The organism is Nocardioides aromaticivorans (assembly GCF_013408525.1).
In the GTDB taxonomy this organism is placed as follows: domain Bacteria; phylum Actinomycetota; class Actinomycetes; order Propionibacteriales; family Nocardioidaceae; genus Nocardioides; species Nocardioides aromaticivorans.
Genome location: NZ_JACBZM010000001.1, coordinates 3,730,644 through 3,749,904 on the forward strand (window position 1 = coordinate 3,730,644; position 19,261 = coordinate 3,749,904).

19 protein-coding genes are annotated in these 19,261 nt (G+C 72.5%); 12 read left to right on the forward strand and 7 right to left on the reverse strand.

The genetic code is table 11. The annotated features are described in order from the left end of the window. The first annotated feature begins 20 nt into the window (after positions 1–20). On the forward strand, positions 21–1,406 hold the full coding sequence (locus BJ993_RS17960; protein WP_179650347.1) for a cystathionine beta-synthase: 1,386 nt from the start codon (positions 21–23) through the stop codon (positions 1,404–1,406). A 4-nt stretch (positions 1,407–1,410) separates the two neighbouring features. After that, positions 1,411–1,911, forward strand: coding sequence for a GNAT family N-acetyltransferase (locus BJ993_RS17965; RefSeq protein WP_179650349.1), 501 nt, complete (start codon positions 1,411–1,413; stop codon positions 1,909–1,911). Positions 1,912–1,923: 12 nt separating this feature from the next. Here BJ993_RS17965 and BJ993_RS17970 read toward each other — a convergent pair whose 3' ends face one another. Then, the gene (locus BJ993_RS17970) at positions 1,924–2,319 is read right to left on the reverse strand and encodes a low affinity iron permease family protein (RefSeq protein ID WP_179650350.1); all 396 of its coding nucleotides are present in this window, start codon (positions 2,317–2,319) and stop codon (positions 1,924–1,926) included. A gap of 9 nt (positions 2,320–2,328) precedes the next feature. After that, positions 2,329–3,288: a GNAT family N-acetyltransferase gene (locus tag BJ993_RS17975; protein WP_179650351.1), complete on the reverse strand. Its 960-nt coding sequence runs from the start codon at positions 3,286–3,288 to the stop codon at positions 2,329–2,331. Positions 3,289–3,391: 103 nt separating this feature from the next. Between BJ993_RS17975 and fdxA the strand changes: the two genes are divergently transcribed. Both fdxA and dapC read left to right on the forward strand, forming a co-directional pair. Further along, positions 3,392–3,718 carry a ferredoxin gene (gene fdxA / locus BJ993_RS17980; RefSeq protein ID WP_036540981.1) on the forward strand — a complete coding sequence of 109 codons (327 nt, stop codon included), beginning with the start codon at positions 3,392–3,394 and terminating at the stop codon, positions 3,716–3,718. A 21-nt stretch (positions 3,719–3,739) separates the two neighbouring features. Then, positions 3,740–4,864 carry a succinyldiaminopimelate transaminase gene (gene dapC, locus BJ993_RS17985; protein WP_373366954.1) on the forward strand — a complete coding sequence of 375 codons (1,125 nt, stop codon included), beginning with the start codon at positions 3,740–3,742 and terminating at the stop codon, positions 4,862–4,864. A gap of 11 nt (positions 4,865–4,875) precedes the next feature. Here the strand turns inward: dapC and BJ993_RS17990 are convergent, their stop codons facing one another. Then, the gene (locus BJ993_RS17990) at positions 4,876–5,265 is read right to left on the reverse strand and encodes a cupin domain-containing protein (protein ID WP_179650353.1); all 390 of its coding nucleotides are present in this window, start codon (positions 5,263–5,265) and stop codon (positions 4,876–4,878) included. 65 nt (positions 5,266–5,330) lie between these two features. On the opposite strand from BJ993_RS17990, the gene BJ993_RS17995 reads away from it, so the two are divergent. Further along, positions 5,331–7,253 (forward strand): ATP-binding protein, encoded by a 1,923-nt coding sequence (locus tag BJ993_RS17995; protein ID WP_179650354.1) that lies wholly within the window; start codon positions 5,331–5,333, stop codon positions 7,251–7,253. 158 nt (positions 7,254–7,411) lie between these two features. Here BJ993_RS17995 and BJ993_RS18000 read toward each other — a convergent pair whose 3' ends face one another. Together BJ993_RS18000 and dapD are read right to left on the reverse strand one after the other, a co-directional pair. Continuing rightward, on the reverse strand, positions 7,412–8,371 hold the full coding sequence (locus BJ993_RS18000) for a VldE C-terminal domain-containing protein (protein ID WP_179650355.1): 960 nt from the start codon (positions 8,369–8,371) through the stop codon (positions 7,412–7,414). A gap of 46 nt (positions 8,372–8,417) precedes the next feature. Then, entirely contained in the window at positions 8,418–9,359 is a 942-nt protein-coding gene (dapD, locus tag BJ993_RS18005) for a 2,3,4,5-tetrahydropyridine-2,6-dicarboxylate N-succinyltransferase (protein ID WP_051931430.1), read from the reverse strand. 58 nt (positions 9,360–9,417) lie between these two features. Between dapD and BJ993_RS18010 the strand changes: the two genes are divergently transcribed. Further along, positions 9,418–9,825, forward strand: coding sequence for a hypothetical protein (locus tag BJ993_RS18010; protein WP_179650359.1), 408 nt, complete (start codon positions 9,418–9,420; stop codon positions 9,823–9,825). A 10-nt stretch (positions 9,826–9,835) separates the two neighbouring features. On the opposite strand, the gene BJ993_RS18015 is transcribed toward BJ993_RS18010, so the two are convergent. Together BJ993_RS18015 and BJ993_RS18020 are read right to left on the reverse strand one after the other, a co-directional pair. Beyond that, positions 9,836–10,630: an acyl-CoA thioesterase gene (locus BJ993_RS18015; protein WP_036540997.1), complete on the reverse strand. Its 795-nt coding sequence runs from the start codon at positions 10,628–10,630 to the stop codon at positions 9,836–9,838. 63 nt (positions 10,631–10,693) lie between these two features. After that, positions 10,694–11,176, reverse strand: coding sequence for a DinB family protein (locus tag BJ993_RS18020; RefSeq protein WP_179650361.1), 483 nt, complete (start codon positions 11,174–11,176; stop codon positions 10,694–10,696). 285 nt (positions 11,177–11,461) lie between these two features. Here BJ993_RS18020 and ileS point away from each other — a divergent pair, with 285 nt between their 5' ends. The 6 genes from ileS to BJ993_RS18050 all read left to right on the forward strand — a co-directional run bounded on the left by ileS (position 11,462) and on the right by BJ993_RS18050 (position 19,205). Next, positions 11,462–14,740 carry an isoleucine--tRNA ligase gene (ileS, locus tag BJ993_RS18025; protein ID WP_179650363.1) on the forward strand — a complete coding sequence of 1,093 codons (3,279 nt, stop codon included), beginning with the start codon at positions 11,462–11,464 and terminating at the stop codon, positions 14,738–14,740. Between the two features lie 59 nt (positions 14,741–14,799). Next, complete coding sequence (gene dapE, locus BJ993_RS18030; protein ID WP_179650364.1) at positions 14,800–15,900, forward strand: succinyl-diaminopimelate desuccinylase; 1,101 nt, start codon at positions 14,800–14,802, stop codon at positions 15,898–15,900. Next, positions 15,897–16,625, forward strand: a complete 729-nt coding sequence (locus tag BJ993_RS18035) for an LOG family protein (protein WP_036541003.1) — start codon at positions 15,897–15,899, stop codon at positions 16,623–16,625. Before dapE ends, BJ993_RS18035 begins: the two co-directional genes overlap by 4 nt. 7 nt (positions 16,626–16,632) lie before the next feature. Beyond that, positions 16,633–17,319 carry a DUF6278 family protein gene (locus BJ993_RS26755; protein ID WP_373366955.1) on the forward strand — a complete coding sequence of 229 codons (687 nt, stop codon included), beginning with the start codon at positions 16,633–16,635 and terminating at the stop codon, positions 17,317–17,319. 132 nt (positions 17,320–17,451) lie between these two features. Then, complete coding sequence (locus BJ993_RS18045) at positions 17,452–17,619, forward strand: DUF3117 domain-containing protein (RefSeq protein WP_082612288.1); 168 nt, start codon at positions 17,452–17,454, stop codon at positions 17,617–17,619. After that, positions 17,616–19,205, forward strand: a complete 1,590-nt coding sequence (locus BJ993_RS18050; protein ID WP_036541006.1) for a leucyl aminopeptidase family protein — start codon at positions 17,616–17,618, stop codon at positions 19,203–19,205. Before BJ993_RS18045 ends, BJ993_RS18050 begins: the two co-directional genes overlap by 4 nt. Positions 19,206–19,261: the final 56 nt, after the last annotated feature.

The following is a 19,261-nucleotide window of genomic DNA, read 5'->3' on the forward strand; positions in this document are numbered from 1 at the left end:
TCCACCGATACGGTGATGGCATGGAGTACGTCGAATCCCTGCTGGAGCTGATCGGCAACACCCCGCTGGTCCGGCTCAACCGTTCCCTCGACCTGCCCGCTGACGGACCGTTGGTGCTGGCCAAGGTGGAGTACCTCAACCCCGGCGGTTCGGTGAAGGACCGGATCGCGACCCGCATGATCGAGGCTGCCGAGGAGTCCGGCGCCCTCAAGCCCGGCGGCACGATCGTCGAGCCGACGTCCGGCAACACCGGAGTCGGCCTCGCGATGGTGGCGCAGCAGAAGGGCTACCACTGCATCTTCGTGTGCCCCGACAAGGTGAGCGAGGACAAGCGCAACGTCCTCAAGGCGTACGGCGCCGAGGTGGTCGTCTGCCCGACCGCCGTCCCGCCCGAGCACCCCGACTCCTACTACAACGTCAGCGACCGCCTCGCGGCGCAGCCGGGCGCGTGGAAGCCCGACCAGTACTCCAACCCGCACAACCCGCGCTCCCACTACGAGGAGACCGGGCCCGAGCTCTGGCGCCAGACCGAGGGCCGGATCACCCACTTCGTCGCGGGCGTCGGCACCGGCGGCACCATCTCCGGCATCGGCCGCTACCTCAAGGAGCAGAACAAGGACGTCCAGGTCGTCGGCGCCGACCCGGCCGGCTCGGTCTACTCCGGCGGCACCGGCCGCCCGTACCTCGTCGAGGGCGTCGGTGAGGACTTCTGGCCCGAGACCTACGACCGCGAGGTCGCCGACCGGATCATCGAGGTCTCCGACGCCGACTCGTTCGCATTCACCCGCCGCCTCGCCCGCGAGGAGGCGCTGCTCGTCGGCGGATCGTCCGGCATGGCCGCCTTCGCCGCGCGCCAGCTGGCGCAGGAGCTCGCCGACGCGGGCCAGAGGGACGCCGTGATCGTCGTGCTGCTGCCCGACTCGGGCCGCGGCTACCTCAGCAAGGTCTTCAACGACGACTGGCTGGCGCAGTACGGCTTCAGCACCGGCCAGCCGCAGCCCGCCCGCACGATCGGCGAGGTCCTCCGCAGCAAGACCGCCGGCCTGCCGGCCCTCGTGCACACGCACCCCAACGAGACGATCGCCGAGGCCGTCGCCATCCTGCAGGAGTACGGCGTCTCGCAGATGCCCGTCGTGCGCGCCGAGCCGCCGGTCGTGGCGGCCGAGGTGGCGGGCTCGGTCTCCGAGCGGGCCCTGCTCGACGCGCTCTTCACCGGCAAGGCCCGGCTCAACGACTCGGTCGAGCAGCACATGTCGCCGGCCCTGCCGACGATCGGCTCGACCGAGGACGCGACGGCGGCGGTCCCGCTGCTGGAGTCGGCGGACGCCGTCCTGGTGCACGAGGACGGCAAGCCGGTCGGGGTGCTCACGCGCCACGACCTGCTGAACTTCCTCGCCAAGGGCTGAGTGCGTGCACGTTGAGACCGGGACCGCCCTCCCCGAGGGTGTCCGGTTCGCGCGGCCGGAGGACGTCCCCGACGTCCTCCGGCTGATCCGCGCCCTCGCGGACTACGAGCGCGAGCCGGACGCGGTCGAGACCACCGAGGCCGACCTGCACCGCTGGGTGTTCGGCGACGACCCGGTGGCGAACGTGCTGGTCGCAGAGGCCGATGGCGTTGTCGTCGGGATGGCGCTGTGGTTCCGCACCTACTCGACCTGGACGGGTGTGCCGGGCATCTACCTCGAGGACCTGTTCGTCGATCCCGCAGCCCGGGGGAGCGGCCTGGGCAAGGCGCTGCTCACCGCGCTCGCCCGGATCGCCGTCGACCGCGGCTACCGCCGCGTCGAGTGGGCCGTCCTCGACTGGAACACGCCGTCGATCGAGTTCTACGAGGCGCTCGGTGCGCGGCCGATGCAGGAGTGGTCGACCTACCGGCTCACCGGCGACGCGCTGGAGTCGCTCGGCGGGTGAGGCCGGCGTCGGTCAGTGCCGCTCCTCGAGCCCGACGGCGTCGCGGAGCCGGCGGACCGAGGCGCGCAGCTCCTCGGAGTCGCCGGCCTGGTGGGACATCAGGTCGGACAGCGCCTCGGCGATCACGTTGAGCTTCTCCTGCGACGCCTCCTCGCCGCGCCGGCCGGCGTTCTCGAGGAGGACCAGCAGGAGCAGCGAGAGGATCGCGGATCCCGTGTGGAGCCCGAGCTCCCACTTCGTCGTGCTTCCCCACAACGGCTTGCTGAGCGCCCATGCCGCGAGGGCGACGACGATGACGCCGAAGAAGGGCGCCCGGCTGATGTGGTCGTTGATGCGGTCGACGAACCGCTCGAACCACGCCCGCCCGCCGCTGCTGTGCCGCGACTCCGCGGCCGGGTTGCTCCTCATGGCGCGAGGCTATGCCAGCGCTGCTCCCGCCGGCGGGACGTAGTAGCGGCACGTGTGGTGGGGCGCGAAGCCCAGGGCGTCCCAGAAGGCGAGGCCGCCCGGGTTGGCGGTCTCGACGTGCAGCCACGCCGTCAGCGCGCCCTGCTCGGCGCCCCAGTCGAGCAGCTCCGCGAGGACCGCCGACGCGAGGCCGCGCCGGCGGTGGCCGGGGTCGACCGTCAGGCCGTAGATGCCGAGCCAGTCGCCGTCGAGCCGGGCCTGCGCCTCGGCGAGCGGGTCGCAGCCGGTGCCGACGCTCGCGACGGCGCGGCCGTCGACGGCGGTGAGCTCGACGGCCTTCCCCTGGCGCCCGAGGGTACGACGAACGCGCGACACCGCCGCGAGCCGGAGCTCCGACTCGCCGTACCCGAGGTCGTGCCAGCCGAGCGCGCGCAGCTCGTCCTCGACGGGGGAGCCCGCCTCGAGCTGGGCGAGCGGGTCGCGCCCGCGGGCGGCGTAGAACGCGACGACCTCCTGCGCCGCCTCGGCGACGGGACGGCCGGGGTCGCCGATGGCGAGACACGAGTTGGCCCGCTTGCGGAGGGTGGTCACGGGATCGGGCTGGCAGCGCAGCTCCCACTCGCCGAGAGGGATCCGCTCGAGGTCGGGCCACAGTGCGCCGGTGCGTGCCTCGGCGTCGCGGGTGCTCACCCGCAGCCGGGTCGAGGGGCGCGGCGGCACCGGCTTGCCGGAGACGATGTCGCCGATCGCGATGGTGACCGGCTCGCCGGACTCCGGCTGGACCACGCACCGACCGTCCCCCCACGCCAGGCAGGTGCCGAGCAGGTCGGTGAACCCGGGACCGCCGGTCGGGCCGGTCTGACCCCGCAGGAGGCGGCGTACGACGATCCGCTGGCCGATGACGTGCGGGCCGAGCAGGTGCCGGCCGGACGGATGTCCATCTTCGGGGGGTCTGCGCGCATCCGACACGGTCGGGATACTAGGCTGCTCCCCGACACGAAACCCCTTCATATTGGATCCGTCGTGTCGAGCCCGAAGCCCCGTAGTGGAAGTCCTGGTCCAGGAGGAACCGATGACCTACATCATCTCGCAGCCGTGCGTCGATGTTAAGGACCGTGCGTGCGTCGATGAGTGCCCGGTCGACTGCATCTACGAGGGCAAGCGGATGCTCTACATCCACCCCGACGAGTGCGTCGACTGCGGCGCCTGCGAGCCGGTCTGCCCGGTCGAGGCGATCTTCTACGAGGACGACGTGCCGGAGGAGTGGAAGGACTACTACGACGCCAACGTGAAGTTCTTCGACGACCTCGGCTCGCCCGGTGGCGCCGCCAAGATGGGCGAGATCGACAAGGACGCCGAGTTCGTCGCCGCGCTCGAGCCGCAGAACCAGGACCACTGAGTCCGCTCTGCGATGGTTGAGGTGCGAGCGCAGCGAGCCTCGAAACCCGTCTCGGGCCGCCTTCCCGACTTCCCCTGGGACAAGCTGACCCAGTACGCCGCCACCGCGCGCGCACACCCTGACGGGATCGTGGACCTGTCGATCGGTACGCCGGTCGACCCCACCCCGGAGGTCGCCCGCCGCGCACTGGCGGAGGCCGCCGACTCGCCGGGCTACCCGCTCACGGTCGGCACGGCCGAGGTCCGCCAGGCCGTCGTCGACTGGCTCGCCGGCACCCACGGTGTGACCGGCCTGGGCCTCGACCAGGTCCTGCCGCTTATCGGCTCCAAGGAGTTCATCGCCTCGCTGCCGACGTTCCTGGGTCTCGGCCCCGGCGACGTCATCGGCTACCCCGAGCTGGCCTACCCCACCTACGAGGTCGGGGCCGCGCTGGTCGGCGCCAAGGCCGTCGCCACCGACTCGCTGACCGCCTTCGGCCCCGAGACGCCGAGCCTGCTGTGGATCAACTCGCCGTCGAACCCGTCCGGCCGCGTGCTCCCCAAGGAGCACCTCAGGAAGGTCGTCGACTGGTGCCGCGAGCGCGGCGTGCTGCTCGTCTCCGACGAGTGCTACCTCGACTGCGTGTGGGAGGGCGAGGCGTACTCCGCCCTGCACCCCGACATCTCCGGCGGCTCCTCCGACGGGATCCTCGTCGTCCACTCGCTGTCGAAGCGCTCCAACCTCGCGGGCTACCGCTGCGGGTTCGTCGCCGGTGACCCAGCCGTCATCGCCGAGCTGCTCGCGGTCCGCAAGAACCTCGGCCTGATCATGCCCGGACCGGCGCAGCACGCGATGGCGGCCGTCCTCGGCGACGAGGCGCACGTCAAGGAGCAGCACGAGCGTTATCTCGCCCGTCGTACGAAGCTGCGGGCCGCGCTCGAGTCCGCGGGCTACACGATCGAGCACTCCGAGGCGTCGCTCTACCTCTGGACGACCCGCGGCCCCGACGGACCGGACGCCTGGCAGCTCGTCGCCGAGCTCGCCGAGAAGGGCATCTTGGTCGCGCCGGGCGCGTTCTACGGCGCGGCCGGCGCGCACCACGTGCGGATCGCGCTGACGGCGAGCGACGAGCGCATCGATGCGGCCGTCGCCCGCCTCTCCTCCTGACGCGCCAGCCGCTAGGCGGGGATCGTCGCCATCACCTCGAGCATGTGGTTCATCACGGCGTTGTGCTCGGCGGCGGGGCTGAACATCACGATCTCGGCATCCTCCTCGACCCGCACCGTGTGACCGGCGGGCCAGTGCACGACCTGGCCGGCGGTGCAGGTCTCGGTGCTGCCGTCGCCGTACGTCACGACGACGCGCCCGGTGGCGACGTACCCCCAGTGCGGGGCGAAGCACAGGCCGTCGTCGAGGCCGGCCAGCAGCGGCGCGACGTCGACGCCGGCGGCGAGCACGAGGTGCTCGGCGGCGAGGGTGCCGAAGGCGGTGCCGAACTCGCCCTGGTGGCGGACGTGGGCGCCGAGGGCGTTGATCTTGACGGGGAGGTCGGTGGTGGCGGCGTGCATGGCGGTTTCCTTTCCTCGGGAGCTGTTCACCCCTCAGGCGTGACAACCGGTGTCACAATGCGACAGTGAGCGCCGCGGCGAGCCCCGGGGACCTCGAGCGGCTGGCCCTCGAGCGCTACGTCGCGGGCGATCTCGACGGCTGCGTGGCCGCCTGGGAAGGCGTGTACGACGCCGAGCTGGCCGCGGGACGTCCCGACGCCGCCGCCCGCGCCGCCGCCCTCGTGGCGCTCAACCTGCTCTGCGAGACCGGGCTGATGGCACCCGTGCGGGGCTGGGTCGCGCGGGCCCGTCGCCTGGTCGCCGACGCCGAGCCGGGCCCGGTGCACGCGCTGCTGGCGATCACCACGACCTACGAGCGCTTCCTGTCCGGCGACCCGGACGCCGCGTGGGAGCCGGCACGGGAGGCGGTGGAGCTGGGGGAGCGGTTCGGCGTCGACCCCGCCCGCGGCCTGGGCCGCGTGGCGCTCGGTCGGCTGGCGATCCACACGGGTGACGTCGACGCGGGGATCGCGCTGCTCGACGAGCTCGCGATGGACCTGGGCGCGGGGCGCTTCGACCCGCTGACGACCGGCAACGTCTACTGCGAGCTCATCTGCGCTGCCCAGTGGCTGGGCAGGCACGACCGCGCGCGGGAGTGGACCGAGGTGATGGACCGCTGGCGGCAGGGGCCGGCGTTCGGGGCCACCCATGGACGCTGCCGCGTCCACCGCGCCGAGCTGCTGCGGATCTCCGGGCCGGCCGATGCCGCCGAGGACGAGGCCCTGGCCGCCTGCGCCGAGCTGCGCCCCTGGCTGCGCCGCGAGCTCGGCTGGCCGCTCGTCGAGCTCGGCAACATCCGGCTGCGCCGCGGCGACCTCGCCGGAGCCGAGGAGGCCTTCCGCGAGGCGCACGCACGTGCGTGGTCCCCCCAGCCGGGCATGGCGCTGGCGCGGCTCGCGCGCGGCGACCTGACCGGCGCGGCGGCGATGGTTCGCGCCGAGATCGAGCACCCGATGGCCGTGCCGTGGAAGGAGCGGCCGCCCTTCGGGGAGCTGCGCCTGGTGCCGCTCCTCGCCGCCGAGGCGGAGATCGCCTGCCACCGCGGCGACGCGGCGACCGCGGTCGCGGCCGCCGACCAGCTGACGACCGTCCTCGCGCACTACCCGAGCGCCGGCATCCGTGCCGAGGCCGCGCTGGCCCGCGCCCGCGCCGCGCTGCTCACCGGCGACCCCGCGACCGCGGTCGACACCGCGCAGGAGGCGGTCGCCGAGTGGGCCGAGCTCGAGGCGCCGTACGACGCCGCGGTGGCCCGCACCGTCCTCGGCCACGCCCACCGGGCGGCCGGCAACGACGACCTCGCGCGGCTGGAGTGGCAGGCCGCGTCGACCGGCTTCGTTGCCTTCGGGGCGGCGGGACGTGTCGCGGAGGTGGCCGCGCTGCTGGAGGCCCCGGCAGCGTCGCCGGTGCCCGGCGCACGCGCGACGCTGGCGCACGAGGGGGACCGGTGGCGGCTCGGGTACTCCGGTGTCGACGCGTGGCTGCCCGACCTCAAGGGCGTCCAGCTCCTCGCCACCCTGCTGGCCGCGCCGGGGCGGGAGTTCCCCGCCGTCGACCTGGCCGGCGCCGCGGTCGTCGAAGCGGGGCTGCCGGTGCTCGACGAGGAGGCCCGGGCGTCGTACCGGAGGAGGTTGGGGGAGGTCGAGGACGACCTCGCCGAGGCCGAGCGCGACAACGACGAGGCGCGGCGCGAGCTGGCCTCGCGCGACCGCGAGTACCTCCTCGCCGAGCTCTCCGGCGCGGTCGGCCTCGGCGGCCGCTCGCGCACGACGGGCGGCACCGCCGAGCGGGCCCGCACCAGCGTCACCCGCTCGCTGCGCTACGCCCTGGCCCGGGTCGCCGAGGCCCATCCCGACCTCGGCGCACACCTGTCCCGCGCCGTCCGTACCGGCACCTGCTGCAGCTACGTCCCCGACCCCACCGCCCCCCTCGACTGGCACGTCACCCCCTGACCTGCCCCCTCGCCCGCCGAGTTGCCACTTTCCCCGGTCGACTCGCCACTTCTGGCCGTCGAGTTGCCGGTATAGCCAAGGCCACGGATCAGGATCGGCAAGTCGACCGCCAGAAGTGGCAACTCGCGCCCGGAAAGTGGCAAGTCGGCGGGTGGAGGTCAGCGGAAGACGTCGATGTGGACGTGGTCGCGGTGCTCGAGGATCGCGATGTCGCCGGAGGAGGAGGGCGGGTCGTAGTCGCGCCAGCCGTCGCGGCCGGCGGTCCAGATCCGGTCGTCGAAGATGACGGTGCGGATGTCGAGGCGGGCGGCGTTGGCGACCGCCCAGTGCGCCATGGCCCAGCCGCGGGCGTTGTTGCGCGCGTTGACCGGGCGCACGAAGACGTCGATCGCGCGGCCGTCGTAGTGGGCGGAGCCCTCCATGTGGCCGCTGCTCACGCCGTCGGGGTCGAAGCCGCCGAGCGAGAGCCGGCCGAAGCTCGCCAGCAGCTCCTTGCGGACGGCGTTCGCGCGCGGCGTCAGCCCGCTCGGGGTCAGCTCGGTCTCCGCGTCGGGTGCGCCTCCGTCGAGGTCGCAGCTGAAGGTGGCGGGGGAGTAGCCGGTCAGCGCGGACGCCAGCGCCCGGCCGTCGGCCTCGTGGTCGGCGTACGCCCCGGGGTACGCCGAGCGTTGCACCCGCTGCGCCGCCACCGTGATCTCCAGCCCCTCGTAGCCGTCGACCTTCACCAGGGCGTCGTAGAACGCGTTGGTGGCGTAGACGGGGTCGAGGATCTGCTCCCGGGTGCCCCAGCCCTGCGACGGCCGCTGCTGGAAGAGCCCGAGCGAGTCGCGGTCGCCGTAGTCGATGTTGGCGAGCTTGGACTCCTGGTAGGCGGTCGCGAGCGCGATCGACGCGGCCCGCGCCGGCAGCCCCCGTCGTACGGCGATGGCGGCGATCAGCGAGGCGTTCTCGGCCTGCTCGCCGGTGACGTCGACGGTGTGCCCGCCGACCGAGACCGTGCAGTCGCCCGTGGGGCCGCCGACGAGCGAGTCGGTCGCCTTGAGCACGGCGATGCCGACGGCCGCGACGGTCGTCACGACCGCCAGACCGACGACGACCGCCGTGACCCTGCCCTTCACGACCTTCAGTGTCCGGGACGGGACAAGCGGAGCCGTGCCGGCGGCGTCAGTTGGCGTGCAGCGCCGCGTTGAGGGCGATGCCCTCGCCCTGCCACGGGACCGCCTCGATGGCGCCCGAGACGGAGTTGCGGCGGAAGAGCACGTTGCTGGCGCCGGAGAGCTCGGCGGCCTTGACGACGCGCGGCTCCTTGCCCGGCTCGAGCACGGTCACCTTGGTGCCGGCGGTGACATAGCAGCCGGCCTCGACGACGCAGTCGTCGCCGAGCGAGATGCCGATGCCGGCGTTGGCGCCGAGCAGGCAGCGCTGGCCGACCGAGATGACCTCCTTGCCGCCACCGGACAGGGTGCCCATGATCGACGCGCCACCCCCGATGTCGGAGCCGTCGCCGACGACCACGCCGGCCGAGATCCGTCCCTCGACCATCGAGGTGCCGAGCGTGCCGGCGTTGAAGTTCACGAAGCCCTCGTGCATGACGGTCGTGCCCTCGGCGAGGTGCGCGCCGAGCCGCACCCGGTCGGCGTCGGCGATCCGGACACCGGCCGGGATCACGTAGTCGACGAGGCGGGGGAACTTGTCGATGCCGTGGACCGTGACGTGCTGGCCCGTGGCCTGGAGGCGCGCGCGGGTGAGCTCGAAGCCCTCGATCGCGCAGGGGCCGGCGGACGTCCAGACCACATTGGTCAGCAGGCCGAACTGGCCGTCCAGGCTGAGCCCGTGGGGCTGCACGAGGCGGTGCGAGAGCAGGTGCAGGCGCAGCCACACATCGACGGTGTCGACCGGCGCGGCGTCGAGGTCGGCGATCTCGACGAGGTTGACCTTGCGGGTGACACCGCGGGCGTCGTCGGCGCCCTCGAGGGCGACCAGGTCCGCTGGCGCTGCGGCGTCGGCGGGCTTCTCGCCCAGCGACGGGGCAGGGAACCAGGTGTCGAGGACGGTCGCGCCGTCGGCGGCGTACGTGGTCAGGCCGAAGCCCCAGGCAGCAGTCACGTGAGGAGATCCTAGTCGTCTCCGGAACCGGACAGGTGTCGGCGCCGTCGGAGCGGACATGACCAAGGGCATGATCCTCCGCGCAGCCGTCCCGCTCCTCCTGCTCGCGCCCGCGCTGGCCGGGTGCGCCGGCGACGACGGACCGGTGACGCTCGAGGTCACCACCCAGGACTGGACCGGCTGGTCGCGCGAGCAGCCGGAGCCGACCACGCAGTCGGTCACCCTCACCGAGGGGGAGAGCTTCACCGTCACGATGCTCGGCGACGAGGTCACCGTCACCCTCACCGGCGTCGACGACGACGGGGTCGAGCTGGAGACGAGCAGGCAGCTCGCCCGCAAGGATCCCGGCGGCGGAGCCGACCACGACGACCTGACCGACGAGTTCACCCTCGACCGCGACGGCTCGGTCGCCTTCACGACACCCAGCCTCGACGGAGGTACGACGGTGACCGTCGCCGAGGGCTGAGGGCGGCCGGTCAGCCTTCGGCGAGGATCGCCAGCTGGCGCCCCTGCGCGATCAGCCGGCCCTGCTCGTCCCACAGCTCCACGTCCTCGTCGTGGTAGCCCGAGATCACGTGCCGGGTCACGACGTGCCCGAGCGCCCAGACCGTGTCCGGGCGCCGCCGGTAGTGCACGGTGAGCTGGATGGTGGCCGAGGCGAGGTGGCCGATCTCCGCCGTCACCGGCGGGAACGCGTCCACCATCGCGCCGGCGAGGAGTGCGTCGACGGGGCGCTCGTCGACGGCCCGGATCCAGCAGATCGACTCGGTGACGCCGGTGGGCCGGCCCTGCAGCCAGCCGGCGACGACCGGCGCGCGGTAGCTGTAGCGGTCGAGGATCGGCACCATCCCCTCCGGGATGAGCTCGCTGGCGTCGGCGCAGTCCTCCGGACGCGGGACGTCGGGCGCGGCGTGGGGTGTGTGCTCGACCGAGCCGACCGCGTCCCAGTCGTGGGTGCTGACCACGGCGTGCGCGATCTCCTTGCCGTCCTGGACGAGGACGGCGTCGTACGTCGAGACGCGGCGGCCCTTGCGCACCTCGCGGACCCGGATGTCGGCGGGACCGGCGGTGGCGGGCCGGAAGTAGGTGATCGAGATGCTCAGCGCGTCGGGGTGGGCCGACTCCAGGAGCACCGCGTGCTGCAGCAGCGCGAGGACGTAGCCGCCGTTGGGCGTCTGGTTGGCGGTGTTCCAGTCGGTCGTCAGCTGGACCCGGTGGACGCCGTCGCCCAGCGGCTCCGTGGCGACCGCGTCGTCGAGGAGGTGGCTCACCCGTCCATCGTGCCGGAGTACACGGACGACGACGACGTGGCAGTCGTCACTCGCCGGCCCTCCTCACTCGCCGGTCGTGCCGTCGATGCACTCGCGCAGCAGGTCCGCGTGCCCGCAGTGGCGGGCGTACTCCTCGATCATGTGCACGAGGATGTCGCGCACGCTCGAGGTCTCGGTGCCCTGGCGGAAGGTGACCACCTGGCCGAGGCCCTCGTCGGTCAGCCGGTCGAGCCAGGCGTCGGCGAGGCTCACCTGCTCGCGCCACGACGCCCACGCGAGGGTCACGGCCTCCTCGGTCGGCTCGACCTCGGCGAAGCCGGCGTCCCCGTCGTCGTACAGGCGCTGGCCCTCGACCTCCACGAGCGCCCGCTGGAACCAGAAGTGCTCGACCCGCGCCATGTGGCGGACCAGGCCGAGCAGGCTCATCGAGCTCGGCGGCACGGACTTCGTCGCGAGCTGCTCGGGGGAGAGGCCGGCGCACTTGCGCTCGAGCGTCTCGCGGTAGTGGGTGAGGTAGTCGCGGTAGTTCGCCAGCTCGCCGGTCATGGGCCCCAACCTAGGAGGCAGCGCAATCCGGTTTCCCGTACGGCGCCCGGGCGCCGTACCCTTGGGGCACAGCGTTCGAGCCGTCATCAGCGGCGAGCTCCGGGAAGAAAGCCCCCAGCAGCCAGCCGGGGGTGACTAGAACCCGGCGGGCAGGCCCGTGACAGCCGCCAAGGAGGGGTCCCGCCAGCAGGTCCGGCGGGACAAGCAGGGTGGTACCGCGGTCCTGACGGATCGTCCCTGCGGTGCAGATGCCGCAGCAGAGACGACGCAGGAGACCGAAGCCCGATGACCTATCCGAAGGTCAGCACCGACCCCACCAGTGACGCGAACAACGGGCGCGGCGCCGTTCCCGGCTCCCCGCGCTTCCCCGAGATCGAGGAGCGGGTCCTCGCGTACTGGGCGGAGGACGACACCTTCCGCGCGTCGGTCGAGCAGCGCGACCCCGGCGCCCACGGCGAGAACGAGTTCGTCTTCTACGACGGCCCGCCGTTCGCCAACGGCCTGCCGCACTACGGCCACCTGCTGACCGGCTACGTCAAGGACATCGTGCCGCGCTACCAGACGATGCGCGGCAAGCGCGTCGAGCGCCGCTTCGGCTGGGACACCCACGGCCTGCCGGCCGAGCTCGAGGCGATGCGCCTCAACGGCATCAAGACCACCGACGAGATCGTCGAGATGGGCATCGACAAGTTCAACGACGCCTGCCGCGCGTCGGTGCTCAAGTACACCGGTGAGTGGCGCGACTACGTCACCCGCCAGGCGCGCTGGGTCGACTTCGACAACGACTACAAGACCATGAACCCCGAGTTCATGGAGTCGGTGCTGTGGGCCTTCAAGAGCCTGTTCGACAAGGGCCTGGTCTACGAGGGCTTCCGCGTGCTGCCCTACTGCTGGAACGACGAGACGCCGCTGTCCAACCACGAGCTGCGGATGGACGACGACGTCTACCAGATGCGGCAGGACCCCGCGGTCACCGTCGGCTTCGACGTCACGACCCCCGGCGAGCTCCAGGGCGCGAAGCTGCTGATCTGGACCACGACCCCGTGGACCCTGCCGAGCAACCTCGCCGTGATGGTCGGCTCCGACATCGACTACGTCGCAGTGGAGCACGAGGGCCAGCGGTTCGTGCTCGCCGAGGCGCGGCTGGCGGCGTACTCCCGCGAGCTGGGCGACGAGCCCACCGTCGTGTGGCGCGGCACGGGCGCCGACCTGCTCGGCCTGACCTACGCGCCGCCGTTCTCCTACTACGCCGGCCACGCCAACGCCTTCCGCGTCGTCGCCGCCGACGAGGCGGTCACGACGACCGACGGCACGGGCCTGGTGCACAGCGCCGGCGCGTTCGGTGAGGTCGACAAGGAGGTCACCGACCGCGAGGGCATCGAGCCGGTCATGCCGGTGGGCAAGGACGGCCGGTTCACCCACCCCGTCGTCGAGTACGCCGGCATGCTGGTCTTCGACGCCAACCTGCAGATCATCGACGACCTCAAGACGGTGACCCAGGGCGGCGTCGGCGGCTCGGTGACGCCGGGCACGGTGCTGCTGCGCCGCGAGACCTACGACCACTCCTACCCGCACTGCTGGCGCTGCCGCGAGCCCCTGATCTACAAGGGCGTGAGCAGCTGGTTCGTCGAGGTCACCGCGTTCAAGGCGCGGATGGCCGAGCTCAACCAGGAGATCCGCTGGGTCCCCGAGCACATCAAGGACGGCCAGTTCGGCAAGTGGGTCGACAACGCCCGCGACTGGTCGATCACCCGCAACCGGTTCTGGGGCTCGCCGGTGCCGGTGTGGAAGTCGGACAGCGAGGAGTACCCCCGCATCGACGTCTACGGCTCCTTCGAGGAGATCGAGCGCGACTTCGGCCGGCTGCCCCGCAACGCCCAGGGCCTGCCGGACCTGCACCGCCCGTGGGTCGACGACCTGACCCGCCCGAACCCCGACGACCCGACGGGCCAGTCGACCATGCGCCGCGTCAGCGACGTCCTCGACGTGTGGTTCGACTCGGGCTCGATGAGCTTCGCTCAAGTCCACTACCCGTTCGAGAACAAGGACTGGTTCGCCGGTACTGATGACGGCTCCGCCGTGGGGCACTTCCCCGCCGACTTCATCGTCGAGTACATCGGCCAGACCCGCGGCTGGTTCTACACGCTGCACATCCTGGCGACCGCGCTCTTCGACAAGCCGGCGTTCTCGTCCTGCATCAGCCACGGCATCGTGCTCGGCTCCGACGGCAACAAGATGTCGAAGTCGCTGCGCAACTACCCCGACGTGTCCGAGGTCTTCGACCGCGACGGCGCCGACGCCATGCGCTGGTTCCTGATGGCCTCGCCGATCCTGCGCGGCGGCAACCTCGTCGTGACCGAGCAGGGCATCCGCGACGCCGTGCGCCAGGTGATGATCCCGCTCTGGAACACCTGGTACTTCTTCGCGCTCTACGCCAACGCCGAGAACTACGAGGCCAGCGTCGGTCGCGCCGAGTCGCTGGGCAGCAAGGACCCGCTCGACCGCTACCTGCTCGCCAAGACGCGCCAGTACGTCGAGAAGATGACCGCCGAGCTCGACGACTACGCCATCGCCGACGCCTGCGAGACGACGCGGGCGTTCATCGACGTGCTGACGAACTGGTACGTCCGCCGTTCCCGCGAGCGCTTCTGGGAGGGCAAGCCGGAGGCCTTCGAGACGCTGGCCGCCGTCCTCGACGTCGTGTGCCGGGTCGTGGCGCCGCTGCTGCCGCTGACGACCGAGGAGATCTGGCGCGGCCTGACCGGTGGTCGCTCGGTCCACCTCGTCGACTGGCCGGACGCCTCCGCGCTGCCGGCCGACGACCAGCTGGTCGCGGCGATGGACGAGGTCCGTGACGTGTGCTCGGCGACCTCGGCGCTGCGCAAGGCCGGCAAGCTCCGCAACCGGCTCCCGCTCGCGGGCCTGACCGTCGTGGTCTCCGACCCGGCGGCGCTCGAGCCGTTCGCGGCGATCATCGCCGACGAGCTCAACGTGAAGTCGGTGCGCCTGGTCGCGGCCGACTCCGACGAGGCGGCCGGCTACGGCGTCGAGCAGAAGCTCACCGTCAACGCCCGCGCCGCGGGCCCGCGCCTGGGCAAGGACGTCCAGCTCGCCATCAAGGGCTCCAAGTCCGGCGACTGGTCCGTGGCCGCCGACGGCACGGTCACCGCCGGTGGCCTCGCGCTCGTCGAGGGCGAGTTCACGCTGGAGACCGTCGTCGGTGCCGCCACCGAGGGCGTCGCGACCGGCATGCTGCCGGCCGGTGGGTTCGTCGTGCTCGACACCGTCGTCACGCCCGAGCTCGCCGAGGAGGGCGTCGCCCGCGACCTGGTGCGCGCTGTCCAGCAGGCGCGCCGCGACGCGGACCTGCAGGTGACCGACCGGATCGAGCTCGTCGTCACCGGGACGCCGGCGGTGCTCGCCGCGGCCCGCGCCCACGAGGCGCTGATCGCGGGCGAGACCCTCGCGACGTCGTACACGGTGGGGGAGGAGGCGCCCGCGGGCGCCACCGAGGTCGTCGTCGGCGACGGCGAGAAGGGCGCGATCAGCCTGAGCCTGGCCTGACGCCGGACTGCGGCGGGTCAGGCGCACGGACGTCGGGGGCGGGCTGGTTGACTGTGACCGTGCCTGCCCTCGACCTGTCCGCCGACGTCGTCACCCTGACCCGCCAGCTGGTCGACATCGAGTCGGTCAGCCGCGACGAGCAGGCGATCGCCGATGCCGTCGAGGCGGCGCTGCGAGCCCTCCCGCACCTCGAGGTCGTACGACGCGGGCACACCGTCGTCGCGCGCACGGCCCTCGGCCGGGCGAGCCGGGTGGTGGTGGCCGGCCACCTCGACACGGTGCCGGTCAACGACAACATGCCCAGCCGGCTCGACGAGGCGGCCGGGATCCTGCACGGGCTGGGCACCTGCGACATGAAGGGCGGCGACGCCGTCATCCTCCGGCTCGCCGCGACCGTGACCGAGCCGGTGCACGACGTGACCTACGTGCTCTACGAGGCGGAGGAGATCGACTCGGCCTACAACGGCCTCCGGCTGCTGGGGGAGTCGGACCCGGAGCTGCTCGCGGCCGACTTCGCGATCCTGATGGAGCCGTCGAACGCCGTCGTCGAGGCCGGCTGCCAGGGCACCCTGCGCGTCGAGGTGCGCACCCGCGGCGAGCGGGCGCACTCCGCGCGCAGCTGGCGCGGCGTCAACGCGATCCACGGCGCCGCCGAGGTGCTGGCCCGGCTCAACGCCTACGAGGCGCGGCGCCCGGTGATCGACGGGCTGGAGTACCACGAGGGCCTCAACGCGGTCGGCATCAGCGGCGGCGTCGCCGGCAACGTGATTCCCGACGAGTGCGTGGTCACCGTGAACTTCCGGTTCGCCCCCGACCGCTCGGAGGCCGAGGCGCTCGCCTTCGTCGAGGACTTCTTCGACGGCTTCGAGACCACCCTGACCGACAGTGCGTCCGGGGCCCTGCCGGGGCTGGACCGGCCGGCAGCGCGGGCGTTCATCGATGCCGTCGGTGGCGAGGTCAACCCGAAGTTCGGGTGGACCGACGTCGCCCGGTTCACCACGCTCGGCGTGCCCGCGGTCAACTACGGCCCGGGTGACCCGATGCTGGCCCACAAGCAGGACGAGCACGTCGAGACCGCCCAGATCGAGCGCTGCGAGCAGCAGCTGCGGGCGTGGCTGCAGGGCGAGGCCGCGCCGACCGACCGCGAGGAGAAGCCATGACCCGGCGCAACGGACCCGGACCCCGGCCCAGCAAGGGCCGTCCCGAGGGCTCGACCACCGACCAGCGGCTGCTCGACAGCCGCGGCGACGGCGGCTGGGTCCACACCGACACGTGGCGCGTGCTGAAGATCCAGGCCGAGTTCGTCGAGGGCTTCAACGACCTCGCCGAGCTCGGGCCGGCGATCTCGGTCTTCGGGTCCGCGCGGATCCCCGCCACCCACCCGGCCTACGACATCGGCGTCCGGGTCGGCAGTGCGCTCGCGAAGGCGGGCTTCGCGGTGATCACGGGCGGCGGGCCGGGCGCCATGGAGGCGGCCAACAAGGGCGCGATGGAGGCCGGCGGCGAGAGCGTCGGCCTCGGCATCGAGCTGCCTTGGGAGGCCAAGCTCAACGACTACGTCGGGTTCGGGCTCAACTTCCGCTACTTCTTCGTCCGCAAGATGATGTTCGTGAAGTACTCCCAGGGCTACGTCGTGCTGCCCGGCGGCCTGGGCACCCTCGACGAGCTGTTCGAGGCGATGACCCTGTCGCAGACGCTCAAGATCACGCAGTTCCCGATCGTGCTGATGGGCGTCGAGCACTGGCGGGGCCTCATCGACTGGATGCAGGGCTCGATGCTCGAGGACGCCCGGATCAAGCAGTCCGACATCGACATGCTCACCCTGACCGACGACGTCGACGAGGCGGTCGAGCTGATGGTGGCCGCCCGCGAGCGGCACGCCTGAGGTCGCCGTGTCCGATCCGATGATGTGGATCTTCGCCGTCCTGATCGTGCTCGCCATGGGCGGCGTCGCGATGCTCGCGGCCGGCTACGGCGAGCCGATGACCCCGACGTACGACGACCGGCCGGACGCGCTCGTCCCCGCCCACCGTCCCGTCGGCCCCGGCGACCTGCGCAAGGTCCGCTTCTCGCTGGCGCTGCGCGGCTACCGGATGGCCGAGGTCGACGCCCTGCTGGCGCGCCTCGCGTCCGAGATGGAGGGTCGGTCCCCGCACGCGGAGCTGGCGGCCGCGCCCGATCCCGCGGGCGTGGTCCACGTGCCGAGGGTGCGGGAGACCGCCGAGGAGTGGGCGGCCGCCCACCCCGCCGGGGAGGACATCCTCGACTTCTCACTGGAGAGCGTCGACCAGGTGGAGTCCTTCCTCGACCAGTGGTCGCGGCGGCCGGACCGGGCCGACGCCGAGGACAACGACGACGTCTGGGCGGCCGGTGCCTATGTCGGCGAGATCCTCGTGCGCGCCGTCCCCGGCGCGGTGTGGGTGCACCACCCCGACTTCGAGCCGCTGCCGGTGGTGGAGATGCCGTCCGGTCGGTTCGAGAACCCCATCGGCAAGGCGATGAACCGCTACGAGGGTGACGAGAGCGACAGCATCGCGTTCTACCTGGAGGCGGCACTCGCCGCCGAGCAGCGCGCCTGACCTCCAGTCCGCGGACCGGGTTCGGCGAGGGGCGCTGCATGGTTTGTGTGGCATGGGCGATAATGGTCCGGCGCACAGTCGGGTGCACAGGGCGCCCGACAGCACGCTGAGGTAGTGGAAGAGGGGTGCCGCATGGCGGCGATGAAGCCTCGGACCGGCGACGGTCCGCTCGAGGTGACCAAGGAGGGGCGCGGCATCGTGATGCGCGTCCCGCTCGAGGGCGGCGGCCGTCTCGTGGTCGAGCTCAACGCCGAGGAGGCTTCCGCGCTCGGCGAAGCGCTCAAGAACGTCGTCGGGTGACCTCACCCGCTGCCAGCACCCGGCCCGTCCTCCCCGGACAGGTCAACCCTCCCGAGTTCGCGCTCAGCGACCTCCTTCCGGGAGCGATCAAGGGCGTCGACGTCGTCGCGCTCCCGGTCCTCCCGGCCGACGGTGACGGTGCCGTCCTGCTCGGGCCCGGTGCGGCCGAGCTCGCCGACGAGCTGGGCATCGACCTGGTCGGCATCGCCGAGGTGCACGGGCTGACCGGTGCCACCGCCGAGGTCGCCGTGGTGCCCGTGCCCGGTGGCTCGCCCGCCAACCCGGACCTGCAGCTCGTGGTGCTCGTCGGCGTCGGCGCCGCGACGACCACCGACCTGCGCCGGGCCGGCGCCGCGCTCGCGAGGGCGACCCGTGACCGGGCCGCTGTCGCGACGTCGATCCCGACCGTCCACCTCGACGCCGACGACGCGGTCGAGGCGTTCGTGGTCGGCACGATGCTCGGCGCGTTCGTCTTCCACTGGCGCTCCCAGGGACCCGAGCACACGCCCGTACGCCGGGTGGTGCTCGCCGGCCCGACGGTGAGCGCCGACCGCTCGGTCCTCGAGCGGGCCGTCGCGCTGGGTGGAGCCGGCTGGCGCTCGCGGCTGCTCGCCACGGTGCCCTCCAACCTGAAGAACCCCGCCTGGCTGGCCGAGCAGGCGAGCGACCTCGCGGCCGTCGCCGGCCTCGACGTCGACGTCTGGGACGAGCAGCGGCTCGCGGCGGAGGGCTTCGGCGGGATCCTCGCCGTGGGTGCCGCCTCGGCCACGCCGCCGCGCCTGATCCGCCTCGACTACACGCCGGGCGGCATCTCGGCCCGCGCGGCGAAGAAGCTCCCGTTGGTCGTCCTCGTCGGCAAGGGCATCACCTTCGACACGGGCGGCCTCTCGATCAAGCCGAGCGCCTCGATGGGCTCGATGAAGCGCGACATGACGGGTGGCGCCGTCGTCCTCGCGACCATGGCGGCGCTGGCCGACGTCGACTGCCCGGTGCGCGTGGTGGGGCTGGTCGCCGCCGCCGAGAACGCCATCTCCGGCAGCGCGCTGCGGCCCGGCGACGTGATCACCCACTGGGGCGGTCGCACCACCGAGGTCGGCAACACCGACGCCGAGGGCCGCCTGGTCCTCGCCGACGCACTCGCGTACGCCGTGGCGAAGCTCGACCCGGCCGTCGTCGTCGACGTCGCCACGCTCACCGGCGCGGTGAAGGTCGCGCTGGGTCAGCAGGTCGGCGGCCTGTTCGCCAACGACGACACCCTCGCCGACGCCCTCGCCGGTGCGGGGGAGCGTGCGGGCGAGCCGCTGTGGCGGTTCCCGCTGTACGCCGGCTACGAGGACAAGCTCGCCTCGAAGATCGCCGACGCCTCCAACGACCCCGGCGGGGCCGGCGCGATCACGGCCGCGCTGTTCCTGCAGCACTTCGTGGGCGACGTACCGTGGGCGCACCTCGACATCGCCTCCGTCGGCGACGTCGAGAAGGAGTGGCACGAGTGGACCGTCGGACCCTCGGGCTTCGGCGCGCGCCTCCTGCTCACCTGGCTCGGCAGGCCCGACCCGGTCGCCGGTGTGGGGGACCAGCCGAGCTAGCCAGGCCGGCAGCGTGGCGGGAGGCGCGCGATGGCAGCTTGCTGCCTCCCGTCATC